Origin of the sequence: Rubripirellula reticaptiva (genome assembly GCF_007860175.1) — a bacterium.
GTDB lineage: Bacteria > Planctomycetota > Planctomycetia > Pirellulales > Pirellulaceae > Rubripirellula > Rubripirellula reticaptiva.
This window is the reverse complement of the sequence record NZ_SJPX01000004.1, coordinates 1000464-1020873: the sequence shown is the minus strand read 5'-3', so window position 1 is coordinate 1020873 and position 20410 is coordinate 1000464. Positions and strand designations below refer to the sequence as shown.

Annotated in this window: 1 protein-coding gene (running past one end of the window); it reads left to right on the top strand. The window is 57.6% G+C overall.

The genetic code is table 11. The annotated features are described in order from the left end of the window. Positions 1–20410: the 3' portion of a VCBS domain-containing protein gene (locus Poly59_RS20930; RefSeq protein WP_186776420.1), read on the top strand. 9194 nt of this gene lie to the left of the window's left edge; only the last 20410 of its 29604 coding nucleotides appear in the window; its start codon lies beyond the left edge, outside the window; it ends in the stop codon at positions 20408–20410.

Genomic DNA, 20410 nt, shown 5'->3' with positions numbered 1-20410 from the left:
TTTCTACGGTAGCGATACGCTGACCGTTACCAGTGGATCGGCTTCCGCAACCGACGCAAGTCTTTACGCACGGTACGAATTTCTCAATGGTTCGTTGACTGACCAAAGTGGCAATGGATATCACGGAACGGCAGGTGGAGATCCGACACTCACTAGCGATGCACAGCGCGGCGATGTGTTGACGTTTGACGGAAACGACACGGTTTCGATTGTTGGCGGTACCGCCGGGCTCGGCACGGAGGTCACGATCGCCGCGTGGGTCAATTTAGATGCCGGTCAAACGGACGCCAAGTTCATTTCCATCGGTGACAAATTCTACGTCACGCTCGACCCATCGAACACGAGCTATGGGATGGCCGTCTCGACGGCATCTTTTACCACCAACAACACGAACGCGGTCAATCGCATCGCCGGCGAAGGCTGGCATCATGTCGCTGCGACACTCAACGACGTGACTAACGAGCTGAATCTTTATCTCGATGGCGTGCTGATCAAAAACCGCATCTACGACTTTGGCGATATCAATTGGGCGGCAGGTTCGCAGAACATCACCATTGGGGGCCGTTCAAGCGGCGCCGAATTTGTCGGCAGTTTGGATGACGTCCGTGTGTACGACTCCGAACTCAATCTCTCTGAAATCGTCGCCATCATGGGAGATCGCGGGTACGTGACGGACGATGTGGCGATCACGGTGAATGCGCTGAACGACGCTCCAGTACTCGACAGCTCTGGCTTCCTGACCTTTTCCACCATATCCGAAGACGATTCCAACAACAGCGGCAACACGATCGCCGAGATCATCGCCAGCGACGGCGTTGCTGATCGAATCACCGATGTTGACTCAGGTGCCGTCGAAGGCATTGCCCTCTTCTCAACCTCCGGAACCAACGGCACTTGGCAATACAACGCCGGTTCGGGATGGACCGACGTCGGCAGCGTCTCCGTTGCCAACTCTTTGCTGTTGCGTTCAACGGATAGCCTGCGATTTGTTCCCAACGGTACGGTCGGTGAAACAGCGTCCATTGTGTTCGCAGCTTGGGACCAAACGACCGGTACAGCGGGAACAAAGGTGGACACCTCGAGCTTCGGGGGCACAACCGCGTTTAGCGCCCAAACCGACTCGGCAATCATCACTGTGACGGATGTCAACGATGCGCCCGTAGCTGTCGATGATCGAGCTGGTCTCAGCTTTGACGGCGTAGACGACTACGTCAATGCCGGGTCCGGAACCGAATTGGAGATCACCGGATCGACTCTAACGATGGAAGCTTGGGTCAATCCGGCTGCGTACAATGCTACCAGTGGTTCAATCGTTCTTAATCGCGAAGGCGAGTATGAAATTGGAATCAGTGATACAGGAACGCTTCGCTGGGCTATCACGAACACCGACCCAGGTTGGGCTTGGCACGACACTGGGTACGTTGTTCCCTTGAACCAGTGGTCACACTTGGCCGTCTCGTACGACAATGGCGTTGTCAGTACTTACGTCAATGGTGAACTCGTCGAAGTTTACAACGGCGCCGGTACGATCGGAGACGCGCATGCCACGAGAGATACTTTTCGGATTGGTAGCCGCGAAAACTCGCCGGCTGGTCAGTACTTCAATGGCCAGATCGACGACGTTCGGATTTGGGATGTCGCTCGTACGCAATCACAAATAGCAGCGAACCTCGATCATGCGATTGTCCCTGAAGCCAACTTAATCGGCTACTGGAAATTTGATGAAGGGTCGGGAACGACGACGGCGGATTCCGCTGGACCTAACACCGGCATACTCGTCAACGGTGGCAGCGGAAGCGGCCCGGTGTGGAACGACTATCGAACGGACCAAAACACACTTCTGAACGTTTCGGCGGCTAGTGGTGTCTTGAGCAACGATATTGACATCGACGGCGACGCGTTGACCGTTTCCGAAGTCGATGGAAATCCGGCCAGCGTCGGTGTGGAAATCACGCTTGCCTCCGGTGCAAAACTGACGCTCGATGCGTCTGGTAGTTTTGACTACGATCCCAACGGAGCCTTCGATTCACTTGCTGACGGCACTACGACGACGGACAGTTTTACTTACACCATCAGCGATGGCAGCGGCGGTTCTGACACAGCGACGGTCGTGCTGACTATCACGGGCGAGAATGACAGCCCGACTGTTTCAACCGGCTCGCTAGCCCCAGTTGCAGAAGACAGCACGAATCCAGTCGGCGAAACAGTCAGCAACTTGTTTGGCGGATCGTTCAGCGATGCCGATGCGAGCGCGTCTTTCACAGGGATTTTGATCACCAACAATCCCCAGATTGCAGGACAGGGAACCTGGCAGTATTCCACTGATAGCGGCGCAAACTGGTTCAATGTAGGCACAGTGGGAACGGCCACGTCCATTGCCTTGGACGTCAACGCAATGCTTCGCTTTTTGCCAGCTGCGAATTACAACGGTACACCGTCCGGCTTGTCCTTGCATGCGGTCGACGACACTTACGCGGGAGGTTTTACCAGCGGCGCGTCAAAGACGATTTTCGATGCCTCTGTTACTGGAGGAAGTTCCCCAATCAGCGGAACGCCGGTCACTTTGAACACGTCAGTCACCGCCGTCAATGACGCGCCGGTGATGTCACCCTACGCTCCGGTCTATAACACCAACGAAGATGCGGGTTCGTTTACGGCTCCGGTGTCCGCTGTCCTGGGCAGCAGTGTTTCCGATGTCGATTCCGGTACCGTCGAAGGGCTTGCGCTTTACGATTGGAACGGAAACGTCGGAACGCTCGAATACAGCGTCAACGGCGGAAGCACCTGGAGCACGATGGGTAGTGTCAACTCTTCCGATGCGTTGCTGCTGCGATCAAATGATTTGATTCGCTTCACGCCCAACGGTGTCACCGGCGGAACGATGACGCTTAGCTACTACGGATGGGATCAAACCACGGGAAGTGCGGGCGGGACAGCCGACGTGACCGTTCGTGGCGGGACGACGGCTTTCAGTTCAACGAATGATCAAGTCACCATCAACTCAGCCGACGTGAACGACGCTGCAACGATTTCAAGTGGATTTGATACGTTCATTGGCGACTTCGGCGGTTCTACCACTTCAACCACCGTTGGCAAAGCAACGATCTCATCGGCCAACTGGATCGCGATTGACGCTAGCGAAACCTATGACCTTTCGGTGACGGCCTTTTCCGGCGATGGAGCGGGCGGAAACTACAACTCGGGCGAAATCCACTACCTCGGCTTCTTTAGCTATGACATCGACGGCTTGCAAATCAACTCGCGTCATACGGGGAAATATGCCGGTGCGGTCGATACGACGCTAGCCGTTGACCTGGTGGCCGGTGCCACCGAAATCGTGCTCAGCGATGCGACCGGGTGGTACGAAGGGACCAACGGAGGCGACCGATCGTTCGCTTGGTACGGCTACACCAACAGCCTGGGCGAAACCTATGACGATTACACCTACACCCGCAATTTCCTACAAGACCTGTGGGATGTAAATGCGATCGATCACACCACCGGCGTGATCACGCTGCGAACGGCGTGGACGGGGCCGACCATCCTGGCAGGCGAAGCGGTACGCAACATGTCACCGACTGGCGGCACGTACCAGTATCCGTTGGGATCAGGGATCGCGATCGACGAGACGCCGTCCGACTACTCCGTCACAATTGGTGGTGGATTTGATAGCGGATCGACCAGTCAGACGCTCTTTCGGCATGGCACGGCATATGTCTCGCCTTTGATCCTGGCCAACTTCACCAGCACCAGCAACCAACTGAACGTCAGTGATTTTTCATTGGAGGCCAACACCGGCACCACCGTCTTCACCGAAAACGGCGGGCCGATTGCGATCACGGATACCGACTTTGCAATCAACGATCCAGACGACACGTTTGCTGAATCGGTGACGATCACACTGACCAATGGGCGAATCGGCGACATTCTGAATGTTAATGAAACCGCGATCAATGCGTTGGGAATTTCTGTCTCGGGCATACCAGCCGGTAACTTGGTCGCCGACGGATCGATCACGTTGACACTGACCAGCGATTCGGCCAATAGCGTCACTTTCCAGGATTACAAAGACGCACTCGCGGAAATCACATTTGACAACTCGAGTGACGATCCCGACACGAGCGATCGTACGATCACGATGGTCGTCAACGATGGCGATGCGGATTCGGCCACCGAAACATTGATTGTGAAAGTTCACGCGGTCGACGATGCGCCGGTCGTTTCAACGACACCGACCAATGCAACGTTCACTGAAGATGGCCTTCCAGTAAACATTTTCACGGGAACATCCGTGGATGCGGTTGAAGCTGGCGATCAAATCGGCTCGTTCGTCGTCTCCGTGGCCGGACTTGCCGACGGGCAGGACGAACAACTTTTGATCAATAGTGAGGTGATCTCGCTGATCGATGGCAATACTGGCACGACAGACAACGCCGGATTCAACTACAGCGTTTCCGTCTCTGGCAGCGTCGCCACGGTGACGGTTTCTCGCGACACACCCTTCGCGGCTTCGACGGCGGCAGTGGTGATCGACAACACTCGATACCAGAACGCAAGCGAATCGCCAACGGGAACGAGTCGTACGATTACTCTGGAATCAATCACGGAATTCGAACAGGACGGTGTCAACGACACCACCATCGTCGGGACTCAATCGGTGATCACGATCGCCGCTGTCAATGACGCTCCGCAATTTATCGGAGCTGAACTGATCACCAATGGCGATTTGGCCACGGGCGATCTGACCGGATGGACCACAACGGGGTCCGTTTACGGTACTTCGAATGCACTTAGCTTTGGCGATGGTAACGTCGCTGGGCCGCACACTGCTTCTCAAACCATTTCCACCGAAGCAGCCGAAACCTACTCATTGACCTTCGACTATCGTGACGGCTCGACGACTCTGAATCAGTCGCTTCAAGTGACCGTCGACGGATCCAGCAATTTGCTGACGACATCGCAAATCATCAGCGATGTCGATGACACGCAGTACGTTCGCTACACCTACACGTTCATCGCCGATTCCGCGACTTCCACGATCACGTTCACCGACACTTCCGATACCGCCGGTGTGTCCGACGGAACGGCGAACGTTGATGGACTGGTCGACAACATTTCAGTCAAACAACTCAGTGGTGATCTGCATTCGCTTTCGCTGACTGAAGGCAACGCGGCGACCGTTCTGTACCCGACCATCGATCTGTTCGACGCGGAGCTTTCGGCCGACGACGACTTTGGCGGCATGTCAATCTACGTCGGCCGCGTCGGTGGAGCGAGCGCCGACGATGTGTTCTCAGCGACGGGATTGCTGGGCACACTGACCGAAGGTGGCAACCTGGTCTACAACAGTTCGGTCGTTGGAACGATTCATACCAACAGTGCCGGCGTGCTGAACTTCACGTTCGCATCAGGCGTTGACAATGCAACGGCCAACGCGGTGCTACAATCGATTGCGTACCAAAACGTGAGCGACGCACCGGAGGCCAACTATCGCATCACGATCAATGCCAATGATGGCAACAGCAGCGACACCCAAGGCACGGGGGGCGCGCTGTTCACCAACGCGTACGTCACCGTCAACATGACGTCGGTCAATGACAATCCTACGACTGACCACGGTGGTGCTTACACGATCAACGAAGGTGACGCACTCAATCTGGACGCTTCGGGGTCGAGCGACGTGGACGGCGACAGCCTGACGTATCGCTGGGATCTCGACAATGATGGTCAGTATGACGATCTGGTCACGACGAATGCGACGGAAACCGTGACATGGTCCACTCTGGTTGGACTGGGCGTCGATGACGATGGCGTCTACACAATTGGTCTCCAGGTCGATGACGGAAACGGCGGCGTGGTCAATGCATCGACCAGCTTGACCATCGTCAACGTGGCGCCCGTCCTGAGCGTCTCGGGAAACGCGACGGCAGGTGGCGGAACGACTTATACCCTGACGTTGACCGACGTCGACCCTGGCAACGACACGATCAGCACTTGGATCGTCAATTGGGGTGACGGCTCCATCGTCACCTACGCCGGTGACCCCGCGTCGGTCACCCACGTCTATTCGAACGATGCGGCCGGGCTGACGTTCGATATCACTGTCAGTGCGATCGACGATGATGGGCAGTATTTTGAAGCGAACATGCTGGCACCTGCCTACGGTGGCGACTACGTCAACGAGTACGACGGTATGGACGGTACGTTCGTGGGCACCTTCGCTCCCTCCTCAGATGGAATCTTTGGGCATGCCAACACTGTTCGCATGCCAAATGGTAACTATTTGGTCGGCGGACTCGACTCGGGCAATATCCTCGAATACCAGCCAAACGGCACGCTCATTGGTACGTTCGTTCCGGCGAGTGATCCGAACTTGAACAATCCCGCAGGCATGGCCTTTGGCCCGGACGGAAATCTGTACGTCGCCGACTACGGTGCCGGCCGAATCGTGCGTTTCGATGGCACGACGGGAGCCTATACCGACGATTTCGTCCCATCGGGTTTGAGCAGTCCATTGGGGATCGAATTCAGTGACGATGGATTCCTCTATGTCGCCCATCGAGGCAGCGCGGGCGTTGTTCGTTACGATGCGACAACAGGCGTCCTGGACGCAACATTCACCGTTGGGAGTATCAGCGGTGCTGAAGACCTGACCATCGGTCCCGACGGAAATCTTTATGTCGGTAGCACATCCGGTGTGTTGCGGGTGAACACGGCCACGGGAGCAATCACAACGTTCATCGCCAACGGAACGGGCGGGTTGACCTTGGCGGCAGGCGTGGACTTTGGACCGGACGGAAATCTGTATGTCGCGGATCAAAACAGCAATGTGATTCGGCGATACGATGGCACAACAGGCGTCTATATCGATGACTATGCCACGGGAATCAGCGCTCCGGCATACATGGATTTCACGGCCGATCACCGAGTCACGATCACAAACACAAACGTTGCGCCCGTCCTATCGCTCGGCCCCGGCGGTGGAACATATTTCGAAAACGGGGTTGGAGTGTTCATCGATGCGTTCGCATCCATCACGGACGCCAACGGACTGGATTTCGATGGCGGTGAGTTGACCACGTGGATTTCCAACAATGGTGAGTCAACCGATCGATTGGAGGTCCTCGCGGAGGGAACCGGCGCAGGTCAAGTGAATGTTGTGGGAAACAACATTTTGATTGACGGTGTCACGATTGGCACAATCGCCGGCGGAACCAGTGATGCTGATCCACTGGTGGTTACATTCAATGCGAACGCGGACCAAACGGACGTCGAAAAAGTCGCTCGAAGGGTTTCGTTCAAGAGCGTCTCAGAAGATCCGAGCACGGCGCAGCGCACCATTTCGATGCAAGTGACCGACGGCGACGGTGGCACGAGTTCGGTGGACACTCGAACCGAAAATGTGATTGCCGTCAACGACGCGCCAGTGCTGGACAACAGTGGCGACTTGCGGCTTCCCACGATTACAGAAGATGACGTCAACAACGCGGGCGTGACGGTGGCCCAAATGTTGGCCAGTGATAGCGGCAATCCCATCAGCGATGTTGATTCTGGTTCCGTTGAGGGCATCGCGATCACGACTCGTAATAATGGGCGTGGTCTCTGGGAATACTCCACTGATGGCGGAACCAATTGGAATAGCGTCGGCACCGTTTCGGAAAGCGAAGCCCTGTTGTTGCGAGCCACCGACTTGATTCGCTTTGCACCCGATGGTCAGAACGGGAACGTCACCGATCGGACCCTAGAATTCCGAGCATGGGATCAAACGAGCGGCACCGCAGGCACGAAGGTCGACACCACGACCAATGGCGGCAGCACGGCGTTCAGTACGGACATTGAATCGGTTGCCATCACGACGACCGACGTCAATGATGCTCCGGTCCTGGATAATAGCGGCACAGTCACGCTGACCACGCAAGCCGAAGACGCGGGACCCCCGGTCGGCGCAGTGGGCACCGTAATTACCGACTTGGTTTCGATTGGCGGGAACGTGACGGACGTCGATGCGAGCCCTCAAACGGGCGTGGCCATCACAGCGGCCGACACCACCAACGGGACTTGGTGGTACACAACTGACAGCGGCACGACGTGGAATGCTGTGGGCGCGGTTTCCGAATCGTCCGCGCGAGTGCTGAACGCGGCCAGCAATACGCGCGTCTACTTCCAGAGCGATTCGAACTACAACGGAACGATCAACAACGCGATCACTTTCCGTGCGTGGGATCGTAGCGTCGGCACAAACGGATCGTTGCAGGATGCCAGCACCAACGGTGGTACCACAGCGTTTTCCGCCGATCAGGAAACAGCCGATCTGACGATTACTGCGGTCAACGACGATCCGACGAACGCGGGAAGTTTGCCATCCGATATCACTGTCACCGAAGACGTGTCCAGCAATGTTGATTTGTCGGCGATCGACTTGAGTGATGTGGATGCATCGAGCGGTTCGCTGACGGTTAAGTTGACCACTTCGACCGGAGGCAATCTGACGGCGGCAGCAGGAACGGGCATCACGATTGGCGGCAACGGCACTGGCGCGATCACGTTGACGGGCACGCAAGTGAATTTGAATGCGTATCTGAACACGGCAAGCAACGTCCAGTACCTGCACAGCACCGCGAACCTCAACGGCAACGACGTCGACACGATCAATGTAAAAGTCAATGACAACGGCAACACGGGCGTTGGTGGCGGCAGTGACATCGACTTTGGCACCGTCAACGTCGATATCACGGCGGTCAATGACTCCCCCGATCTCGATGACTCCGCAGGCGTTTATACGCTAACGGGTATCAATGAAGATCAAACGAGTTCGACCGGCGATACGGTCGCGTCGATCATCGCCAGCAACGCGGGTTTTGGCATCACGGATGTTGATGCGGGAGCCGTCGAAGGCATCGCGATTCATGGCATCAGCGTCAGCAACGGCCACTGGGAATATTCGCTCGACGGCGGATCGAACTGGAACAGCGTCGGCGCGGTCAGCACCGCCAACTCGCTCGTGCTGCGTGATACCGACATGCTGCGATTCATTCCAGACGGCGAAAATGGTGAGACTTCTGATTTGACGTTCGTCGCTTGGGATCGCACCGATGGCTCTACGGCGGGAACCAAAGTCAACACGGCCGCCAACGGCGGAACCACGGCGTTCAGCGACGAAATCGGCACGGCACGCATCACGGTGACGAGTGTCAATGACTCGCCTACGATTCTCGATAGCGCGACCGTCAACCTTGCATCCACCAACGAAGACACCGCGTCGACGCCTACCGACGTGGACTCGATCCTGACGTCAGCGAGCTGGGCGGACGTCGACAACGGTGCCGCCAAAGGCATTGCGATCACCAGCGTGACCGGCAATGGGACCTGGCAGTACTCGACCAACGGCACCGTATGGACGGACTTCGGAACGGTCTCGGATGCGTCTGCGTTATTGCTCTCGGCGAGTGCAGACGTTCGCTACATGCCCGATACGTTCAACGGTGAAACGGCCACGTTCGCTTTTGTCGCTTGGGATCAAACCACTGGCACGGCATCCGCGTCGGGATCAACAAGCTATGCCGATTCGACATCACGCGGCGGCACGACGGCTTATTCGACCGAGACAGCCAACGCATCGATCGTCGTCACGGACGTCAACGATGCCGTTATCGCGGTGGCGGATGCCGACGACGCGACCGAAGCGGGCGGCGTCAATAATGCGACCGCGGGCAGCGACGCTACAGGAAACGTTCTCGACAACGATATCGAGAAAGACAACGGCGACGTGTTGAACGTGATCGGCGTCGCTTCCGGGACGGTCGCATCGGCCAGCGGCAACGTCGGAACCTCGGTCAGCGGCACGTACGGTTCGCTCAGCATCGCTTCCGACGGCAGCTACACCTACACGGTCGACGAAAACAACGCGAACGTGCAAGCACTGCGGACGTCCGGACAAACGATTACCGACACATTCACCTACACCGTCGAAGACTCCGGCGGCGCTTCGTCGTCGACGCAAATCGTGCTGACGATTCACGGGCAAAATGATGCACCTGTGGCCGTCGCAGACAACTCCACCGCGATCGAAGCCGGCGGCGTCGGCAATGCGAGTGCGGGAACGGATCCGACCGGCAACGTGTTGACCAACGACACCGATGTCGACGCGGGAGATACGAAAACGGTGGTCGGCGTCGTCGCGGGCACGGCCGGTTCAGCCAGCGGCAACGTGGCTTCATCGGTAACCGGCACTTACGGTGGCATCACGATCAACGCCAACGGATCGTTCACTTACAACGTCGATAACAACAACGCCGCCGTCGAAGCGTTACGAAGCCCTTCGGATACCTTGCAAGATGTGTTCACCTACACGATACAGGACACCGACGGTGCGAGTTCGACGACGCAGGCCACCGTCACGATTCAAGGCAAGAACGACGCTCCGATCGCGTTCGACGATAGCATCACGGCGAGTGAAGCGGGTGGAACCGCCAACGGCACCGCAGGCACCAACCCCAGCGGCAACGTATTGACGAACGACACCGACACCGACTCGGGCGATACCAAGACCGTTGTTGGAGTCGCCGCCGGTTCACAAGCGTCGGCATCGGGTTCGGTCGCGACGGGCGTCGACGGATCGTACGGCACGATGACGATCGCTGGCGACGGTTCGTACACCTTTGCCGTCGACAACAACAACGCCGCCGTTCAGGCGCTGCGAACATCCGGTCAATCGCTGAGCGAAGTCTTCACGTACACGATGCAGGACACGGCCGGTGTTAAATCAACAGCCGAAGTCACCGTGACCATCACCGGCGCGAACGACGCGCCCGTTGCAGTCGCCAATACAGCCACCGCGATCGAAGCCAGCGGAATCTACAACAACATTTCGGGCACCGACCCGAGCGGGAATGTGTTGACCAACGACACGGACGTCGACGCGGGCGATACCAAAACCGTCGTCGGCGCGGACTTCGGCGTGCAATCGTCCACCAGCGGCAACGTTGGCAGCGCGATCACGGGCTCCTACGGCAGCATCGTCATCAACAGCAACGGTACTTACACCTACACGCTCGACAACGACAATGCAACCGTCGAAGCTCTCAACGACGGCGAGTCGCTGAGCGAAACATTCACGTACACGGTTCGCGACACAGACGGACTCGAATCCACGACCCAAATCGTCATCGCGATTGACGGTCGCACCGACTTGCCGGTCGCCGAAGCCGACATGGCCACAGCCGTCGAAGATGGTGGAACGGCCAACGCAACGACGGGATCCAATCCATCGGGCAATGTGCTGGACAACGATGTGTCCAACAACGGAAAAACCGTGACTGGCGTCGCGGTGGGCAACACCGGGGCATCGACGGGTAATGTTGGCACCACCGTCACGGGCACTTACGGCACCGTCGTCATCAACAGCGACGGAACTTACACCTACACACTGGACAACGATAACCCAGCCGTCGAAGCGTTGTTGACCGCCGGTGATCACGTTACCGACGTCTTCACCTACACGATGAAGGACGACTTGGACAACGAGTCCTACACGCAATTAACCATCACGGTCGACGGCCAAAACGATGACATCTTCGCGGTCGACGACACCGGCACCGCAACCGAAGCGGGCGGCTTGAACAATGCAGCCGCCGGCAGCAACGCAACCGGCAACGTATTGACCAATGACGCGGACGTCGACAGCGGCGATACAAAAACCGTCACCGGCGTGGCGGCGGGCAGCGTCTCGTCGCCCAGTGGCAGCGTCGGTGCGAGTGTGACCGGCACCTACGGCAGTATCGTCATCAACAATGACGGCTCGTACACGTATGTTATCAACGAAAATAACGCCGCTGTTCAAGCCCTGCGAACGACCAGCGATACGTTGCAAGAAATCTTCAGCTACCAAGCCGCAGACACCGCCGGAGCGACTAGCACTGCCGAAATCACGATCACCATTGAAGGCTCCAACGACACGCCGACGGCGGTGGCTGATATCGCCGATGCCTACGAGAGTGGCGGCGACGGCAATGCGACCGCGGGTGCGAATCCGACGGGTAATGTCTTGACCAATGACACCGATGTCGACGCGGCAGATACGAAAACAGTCGTCGGTGTGGCCTCCGGTGTGCAAGTCAGCGCATCGGGAAGCGTCGGATCGAACGTCACGGGGTCGTACGGCGAGATCACAATCAACTCTGACGGCTCGTACACTTACAATGTCGACAATAACAATGCCGCCGTCCAAGCACTGCGCACCAGCGGCGACACGCTCGATGACGTCTTCACGTACACTTTCCAAGATACCGACGGACTTACATCGACCACGCAAATCACCGTGACGGTTCACGGCGCGAACGAAAACATCGTCGCGGTCGCTGACACCGCCACTGCGGTCGAAGCCAGCGGTACGGCCAACGGCACCGCGGGTGCCAATCCAACCGGCAACGTGTTGGACAACGACACCGACGCCGACGCGGGGGATACCAAAAACGTCAGCGGCGTGTCGGCGGGCATCGTCGGCACGGCCAGCGGCAATGTCGGCGCGAGCGTGTCGGGTCTTTACGGCACAATCAACATCGCATCCAACGGTTCGTACACTTACACCGTCGACAACAGCAACGCGGCCGTCCAGGATCTACTCTCCATCAGCGACACGCTAACCGACACATTCACCTACACCGTCCAAGACGCGTCCGGCGCCGAATCGACGACACAGGTTACCGTCACGATCCAAGGTGCTGATGATGCGCCAGTCGCGTTCGCGGACTTTGGCACGGCCTATGAATCCGGCGGCGTCGCCAACGCGAACGCTGGCAGCGATGCGACCGGAAACGTACTGACCAACGACGATCAAGTCGACGCCGGTGACACGTGGTCCGTCACCGGTGTTGCACAAGGCGTCGTCGGTTCAACCAGCGGCAACATCGGCAACTCGTTTGCCGGCACCTACGGCAGCATCACGCTCGCGGCCAACGGAAGTTATACCTACGAGATCGACGAGAACAACGCCGCCGTACAAGCCCTGCGAACGACCAGCGATACGTTGAGCGAAGTTTTCTCCTACACCGTCAAAGACGCCGGTGGACAGGAATCGACAACGCAAATCACGATCACCGTCCGCGGAGCCAATGACAACCCCGTCGCCAACGCGGACTCAGCCACAGCCGTCGAAGCAGGAGGATTGAACAACGCAACCGCGGGCACGAATCCGTCCGGCAATGTGCTGACGAACGATACGGACGTGGATAGCGGCGACACGAAAAACGTCTCAGGCGTTGTGGCGGGAGTCGCCGGATCAGCGAGCGGCAACGTCGGCTCCAATGTCTCGGGTAGTTATGGTGTGATCAACATCGACGCTAGTGGAAACTACAACTACACGGTCGACAACAGCAACGCCGCAGTTCAAGCCTTGCTCACGTCCAGCGACACAATCAATGACGTCTTCACCTACACAACCGTCGATGCCAGCGGTGCGACTTCGACGACACAAATCACCGTTACGATCGAAGGCCGCAACGATGAACCGGTGATTAGCATCGAAGTTGGCGATAGTGCCGCCAGCTCCATCAGCGAAACTGACACCACACTCAGCACATCGGGCACGTTGACGGTCACCGACGTCGATCTCAGCGATCCGGTGACGTCCGCCGTTACCGGTTTAGTCGTAACTGGCAACACGACCGGCTTGGGCTCCGACAATACAGCTTTGCTAGCGATGCTGTCTTCGACCGGATCTGTATTGAATGCTTCGCAAACCAGCGGTCAACTGACTTGGGATTTCAACTCCGGCAGCGAAGTGTTCGACTACTTGGCAACCGGCGAATCACTCACTCTGACTTACACGATCACGGTTACCGACAGCCAAGGTGCGATCGATACGCAAGACGTCACGATCACGATCAACGGCACGAACGACGCACCGGTCATCACCGATGGGCCGGACACTTCATCGTTGACGGAAACTGATTCTGGACTGACCGACAGCGGCACATTGACGATCTCCGACATCGACCGCACCGACAATGTGACGGCAGCCGTCGACTCGGTTGCAGTCACTGGCACCGGCTCGGCCAGCGTTCCAGGAACCCTCACCAACGCGACGCTCAAGAGTTTCTTAACAGTCACTCCGGCCGCGATCCTCGATGGCACCGAGACCACCGACACGCTGACATGGAACTTCAATTCCGGCAGCGAAGCGTTCGACTTCTTGGCTGATGGCGAGACGTTGGTAATGACTTATACGGTCAGCGCGACCGATGACGACGGCACCCCGCTATCGGACACCGAAACCGTCACAGTCACGATCACGGGAACCAACGACGCTCCGGTCGTTTCCGTTCAACTTGGCGACAGTGCGGCAGAGTCGTTGACCGAAACCGACACGACGCTGACGACTTCGGGAACACTGACGGTCGACGATTCCGACTTGAGCGATGTCGTGACCTCCAGCGTCACGGGCGTCGTGGCCAGTGGCACAACCACGGGTCTGGGCTCGAACAACGCCGCACTTCTGGCAATGCTGACTTCGACCGCGAATGTACTCGATGCGACTGAATTGACCGACCAGCTCACATGGGCATTCAACTCGGCCAGCGAATCGTTTGACTACCTGGCAACCGGCGAATCACTCACGCTGACATACACGATCACGGTCACCGACAGCCAAGGTGCGACCGATACGCAAGAAGTCACGATCACGATCAACGGCACGAACGACGCACCGGTCATCACCGATGGGCCGGACTCTTCATCGTTGACGGAAACCGATGCAGGACTGACCGACAGCGGCACACTGACGATCTCCGACATCGACCGCACCGACAATGTGACGGCAGCTGTCGACTCGGTTGCGGTCACTGGCACCGGCTCGGCTAGCGTTCCAGGAACCCTCACCAACTCGACGATCAAGAGTTTCTTAACAGTCACTCCGACCGCGATTCTCGATGGAACCGAGACCACCGACACGCTGACATGGAACTTCAATTCCGGCAGCGAAGCGTTCGACTTCTTGGCTGATGGCGAGACGTTGGCACTGACTTACACCGTCAGCGCCACCGACGATGACGGTACCCCGCTCAGTGATACGGAAACCGTCACCATCACGATCACTGGCACCAACGACACTCCGGATGTTTCGGTTCAACTTGGCGACAGTGCGGCAGAGTCGTTGACCGAAACTGACACGACGCTGACAAGTTCCGGAACACTTTCGGTCTCCGACCTCGACCTGACGGATTTAGTGACCTCGGGCGTGACCGGAGTCGTTGCGGGCGGAACAACGACGGGACTTGGCTCGGACAACGCAGCCCTATTGGCCATGCTGACGTCGACCAACAACGTATTGGATGCCACCGAGACCTCCGACAAACTGACTTGGAACTTCAATTCCAGCACAGAGTCATTCGGCCATCTAGCCGTTGGTGAGTCGCTAACGTTGACCTACACGATCACCATCACCGACAGCCAAGGAGCCACCGACACTCAAGACGTCGTGATCACGATCAACGGAACCAACGACGCGTCCGTTGTCACCATCGAAGCAGGCGACAGTGCGGCCGATTCGTTGACCGAGAACAGCGTGACGTTGACGAGCACGGGTACATTGACGACCACTGATCTGGATCTATCCGATACGGTCGCCTCTACCGTCAGTGGCGTGGTTGCCAGTGGCGATACCACCGGACTTGGGTCGAACAACGCAGCCCTATTGGCCATGCTTAGTTCAACGGCCAGTGTTTTGGACAATTCCGAAACCGTCGACACGCTGACTTGGAACTTTAATTCTGGCAGTGAGCACTTTGACTACCTGTCTGATGGCGAGTCCCTGGTTCTGACTTACACGATCACGGTCACCGACAGCCAAGGGGCGACGGATACCCAAGACGTTGTCATCACCATCAGCGGTGCGAATGACCTGCCCGTGGTTTCCGTAGAAACCGGTGACAACGCAGCCGACTCGATCAGTGAGACCGACACGACGCTGACAACATCGGGCACATTGACCGTTACCGACCTCGACCTCTCCGACACGGTGACTTCGACCGTCAGCAGTGTCGTCTCCAGCGGAACCACCACGGGTCTGGCGTCGGGCAACGCGGCGTTACTGGCGATGTTGACGTCCACCGCCACCGTTCTGGACGGCACCGAAACGGTTGACCAGCTCACTTGGGCATTCAATTCCGCCAGTGAATCTTTCGACTACTTGGCGGTCGGCGAATCACTGACACTGACGTACACAATCACGGTCACCGACAGCCAAGGGGCGACCGATACCCATGACGTGGTGATCACGATCAACGGCACCAACGATGCTCCCGTTGTCACGATCGAAGTCGGTGACAGTGCTGCCGAAGCATTGACAGAGACCGATACGACGATAAACACCAGCGGCACGCTAACGACCACCGATCTGGATCTCAGCGACTTGGTGTCGTCGTCAGTCACCGGGGTCGTTTCCAGCGGAACCACCACCGGTTTAGGATCCAACAACGCGGCACTCCTAGCGATGTTAACATCCACCGCGAGTGTGCTGGACGGAACCGAAACGGTCGACCAGCTCACATGGGCATTCAACTCGGCCAGCGAATCGTTTGACTACCTGGCCGTCGGCGAATCGTTGACGTTGACCTACACGATCACGGTCACCGACAGCCAAGGAGCGACCGACTCGCAAGACGTGGTGATCACGGTCAACGGAACCAACGACGGCCCTTTGGCGCAAGCAGGAACCCATTCGGCCACCGAAGATGGTGCGACGGTTAACGGAACGCTCAGTGAAACCGATGCTGACACGAGCGACACGCATAGCTACGCGTTGATCAGCAACACAGCCGAAGGTAGCGTCACCGTCCTCGCCAACGGCAACTACTCGTTCGATCCGGGCGCTGACTTCCAAGACCTGGCACTCGGTGAAACCCGTGATGTGACCTTTACCTATGAAGTCGCCGATAACAACGGCGCCACCAGCCAGGCCAATGTTGTGATCACCGTGACGGGAACCAATGACGGTCCGGTGGCGCAAGCGGGAGTGAACACGGCCACCGAAGATGGAGCGGTCGTCAACGGAACGCTCAGTGAAACCGATGTTGACACTAACGATGTGCATACCTACACGCTGATCAGCAACACAGCCGAAGGCAGTGTCACCGTTCAGGCCAACGGTAATTACTCCTTCGATCCGGGCGCCGATTTCCAAGACTTGGCGCTGGGCGAGACACGTGACGTGACCTTCACCTATGAAGTCGCTGACAACAACGGCGCCACCAGCCAGGCCAACGGGGTGATCACGGTCACGGGGACCAACGACGGACCGGTGGCGCAAGCCGGCACCAACACGGCCACCGAAGACGGCGCGGTCGTCAACGGCACGCTCAGTGAAACCGATGCGGATACCAACGATACGCACACCTACACGCTGACCAGCAACACCAGCGAAGGTAGCGTGACGGTCCAGTCCAACGGCAATTACTCGTTCGATCCGGGCGTGGACTTCCAAGACCTGGCCTTGGGCGAGACCCGCGATGTGACTTTCACCTACGAAGTCGCCGACAATAACGGCGCCACCAGTCAAGCCAATGTCGTGATCACGGTCACGGGGACCAACGACGGCCCCGTGGCGCAAGCCGGAGTGAACACGGCCACGGAAGATGGAGCGGTCGTCAACGGAACGCTCAGTGAAACCGATGTTGATACTAACGATACGCATACCTACACACTCATCAGCAACACAGCCGAAGGCAGCGTCACCGTTCAGGCCAACGGTAATTACTCCTTCGATCCGGGCGCCGATTTCCAAGACTTGGCGTTGGGCGAGACACGTGACGTGACCTTCGTCTACGAAGTCACCGACAACAACAGTGCGACCTCACAGGCCACCGTTACGATCACGGTTACGGGAACGAATGATGCACCAGTCGCGGTCCTCAACAACGGTGCTGCCGACGAGGCTGGCGGAATCAATAATGCGACCGCTGGCACCGATGCGACAGGCAACGTCTTGACGAATGACACGGACGTTGACAATGGCGACACAAAAACGGTCAGCGGCGTTGTCGCAGGAACCGCAGCCAGTGCGACTGGAAATGTCGCAGCCAACGTCACGGGCATGTATGGATCGATCCAGATCAGCGCGACCGGCGACTACACCTACGTCGTCAACAACAGCAACCCCGACGTTCAAGCACTGCGAATCCCAACCGAAACGCTGACCGACGTGTTCACCTACACGGTTCGTGACGCTGCTGGTGCGACCAGCACCACGCAAGTCGCGATTACCATTCGTGGTGCCAACGATGCTCCCCATTCGATCACGGCAGTCTTCGGAAACCTCGACGAAAACTCGGCGAACGGCACCAGCGTTGGATCATTCACGGGCAACGACGTCGATGCGACCGACACGCTTTCGTACAGTCTTTTCGACAACGCAAACGGACGTTTCAGCATCAACCCCACGACCGGCGAAGTCACTGTCGCCAACAGTAACTTGCTGGACTACGAAACCGCTACGTCACACGACATCACCATCCGAGTCACCGACGCAGCAGGAGCAATCTACGATCGCACCGTGACCATCAACTTGAATGACGTCAACGAGTTCAACGTCACGACGCCGGTCGACAGCGATGGAGGCGTGAACAGCGTCAACGAGAATGCAGCAAACGGAACCACCGTTGGCATCACAGCCTTGGCGTCCGACGCCGACGCAACCACCAATACGGTCACCTACTCGCTGGACGACAACGCCGGCGGCCGATTCGCGATCAATCCGACCACGGGTGTGGTTACGGTAGCGAACGGCTCGTTGCTGGATCGCGAACAGGCATCGTCCCACGACATTGTGGTCCGTGCGACTTCGTCTGACCTTTCGACGTCGACCGACACGATGACCATCGCTGTCAACGACGTCAATGAATTTTCGACTACCGCAACCACGGACATTGACGGCGCGGCGAATGCGATTGACGAAAACGTCGCAATCGGCACGACCGTGGGAATCACGGCATCGGCATCCGATGCGGACAGCACCAACAATAACATTAGCTATTCGCTAACAAGCAATCCGAACGGCCTGTTCCAAATCGACATTAACAGTGGTGTTGTGACCACCGCCGCTGACATCGATCGTGAACTGCACGGAGCGAGCCAATCAATCACGGCACGCTCGACCAGCCAAGACGGATCGTGGACTGAATCGGTCTTTACGATCGCGATTGGTGACATCAACGAGTTTGCTGTTGGGCCAATCGTCAACAACAGCGGATTCACAGCTTCGATCAATGAAAACGCGGCATCCGGCGCCAGCGCGAAACTGACAGCCCTCGCCATCGATCAAGACAGCACAGACGTTGTCACGTACTCGCTGCTAAACGACGCAGACGGTCGATTCGAGATCCACGCGAACTCGGGTATCGTCACGCTGATTGGCAGCGTTGACTTTGAATCCGAAAGCAGCCATTCGATCGTCGTTCAAGCTACCAGCAGTGACGGCAGCACGATCGACCAAGCCTTCACGATTCAAGTCGTTGACATCAACGAAGCCCCCGTGGCCTACGTTGACAACTATTCGGTCAACGCGGGCAGCACGCTGACGATTTCGTCGGCGACCGGCGTGATTGTCAACGACAGCGACATCGATGGTGACCCGTTGACGGCGTATGTCATTACTCCGACGTCAAACGGCACACTTACATTGTTGGCGGATGGCCGACTGACTTACACGCCGAACCCTGGCTTCTATGGTTCTGATGCATTCACCTACCTTGTCGACGACGGCAACCTGCAGAGCGATTCGGTCGAAGTAAGAATCACGGTGAACGCAGTTCAAGCGCCGCAGGGGCCCGAAACTCCAACGACACCTACCACACCGACGACGGACCCGAATCCGGAAACAACCGAGACGGGCTCACCAGACGCAAGCGGTTCGCCGCTGACAAGCCCGCCGACGGTTACGTCGCCGGAAACCGATACGTCGACCAAAAACACAGTGGCCGGCGATCGAGACCAGGCAATGAACGCGAAACTGAAACTGCAAACCTTTGAACGCAGTGATCAAGCAGGCACATCGATGATTTACGCGAGCGTCAGGGACTCGTCTGTTTCGCGCTCGAGTGACGGCCACACCGATTTCAATTCAACGGATCGACCGCTCTTGCAGAGCGCATTGCAAGACACGATCGCGTGGATCAACTGGAGCGACAATAGCTCGGTCGCTGAAGAGAGCACCGGCGACCTGTTGGTTGGCAATGCTGGCACCGCAGCCGGTTTGTTCTCGATTGGTTACGTGCTGTGGGCGCTTCGCGGTGGTGCATTCGTCACCGCGGTCGCAACCAGCTTGCCGTCTTGGCGGATCATTGACCCAACCGCACTGCTGAGTGCTTATCGAGCGTCCGAAGATGTTGCCGATGACGACCTGGACGACATCCTTGCTTAG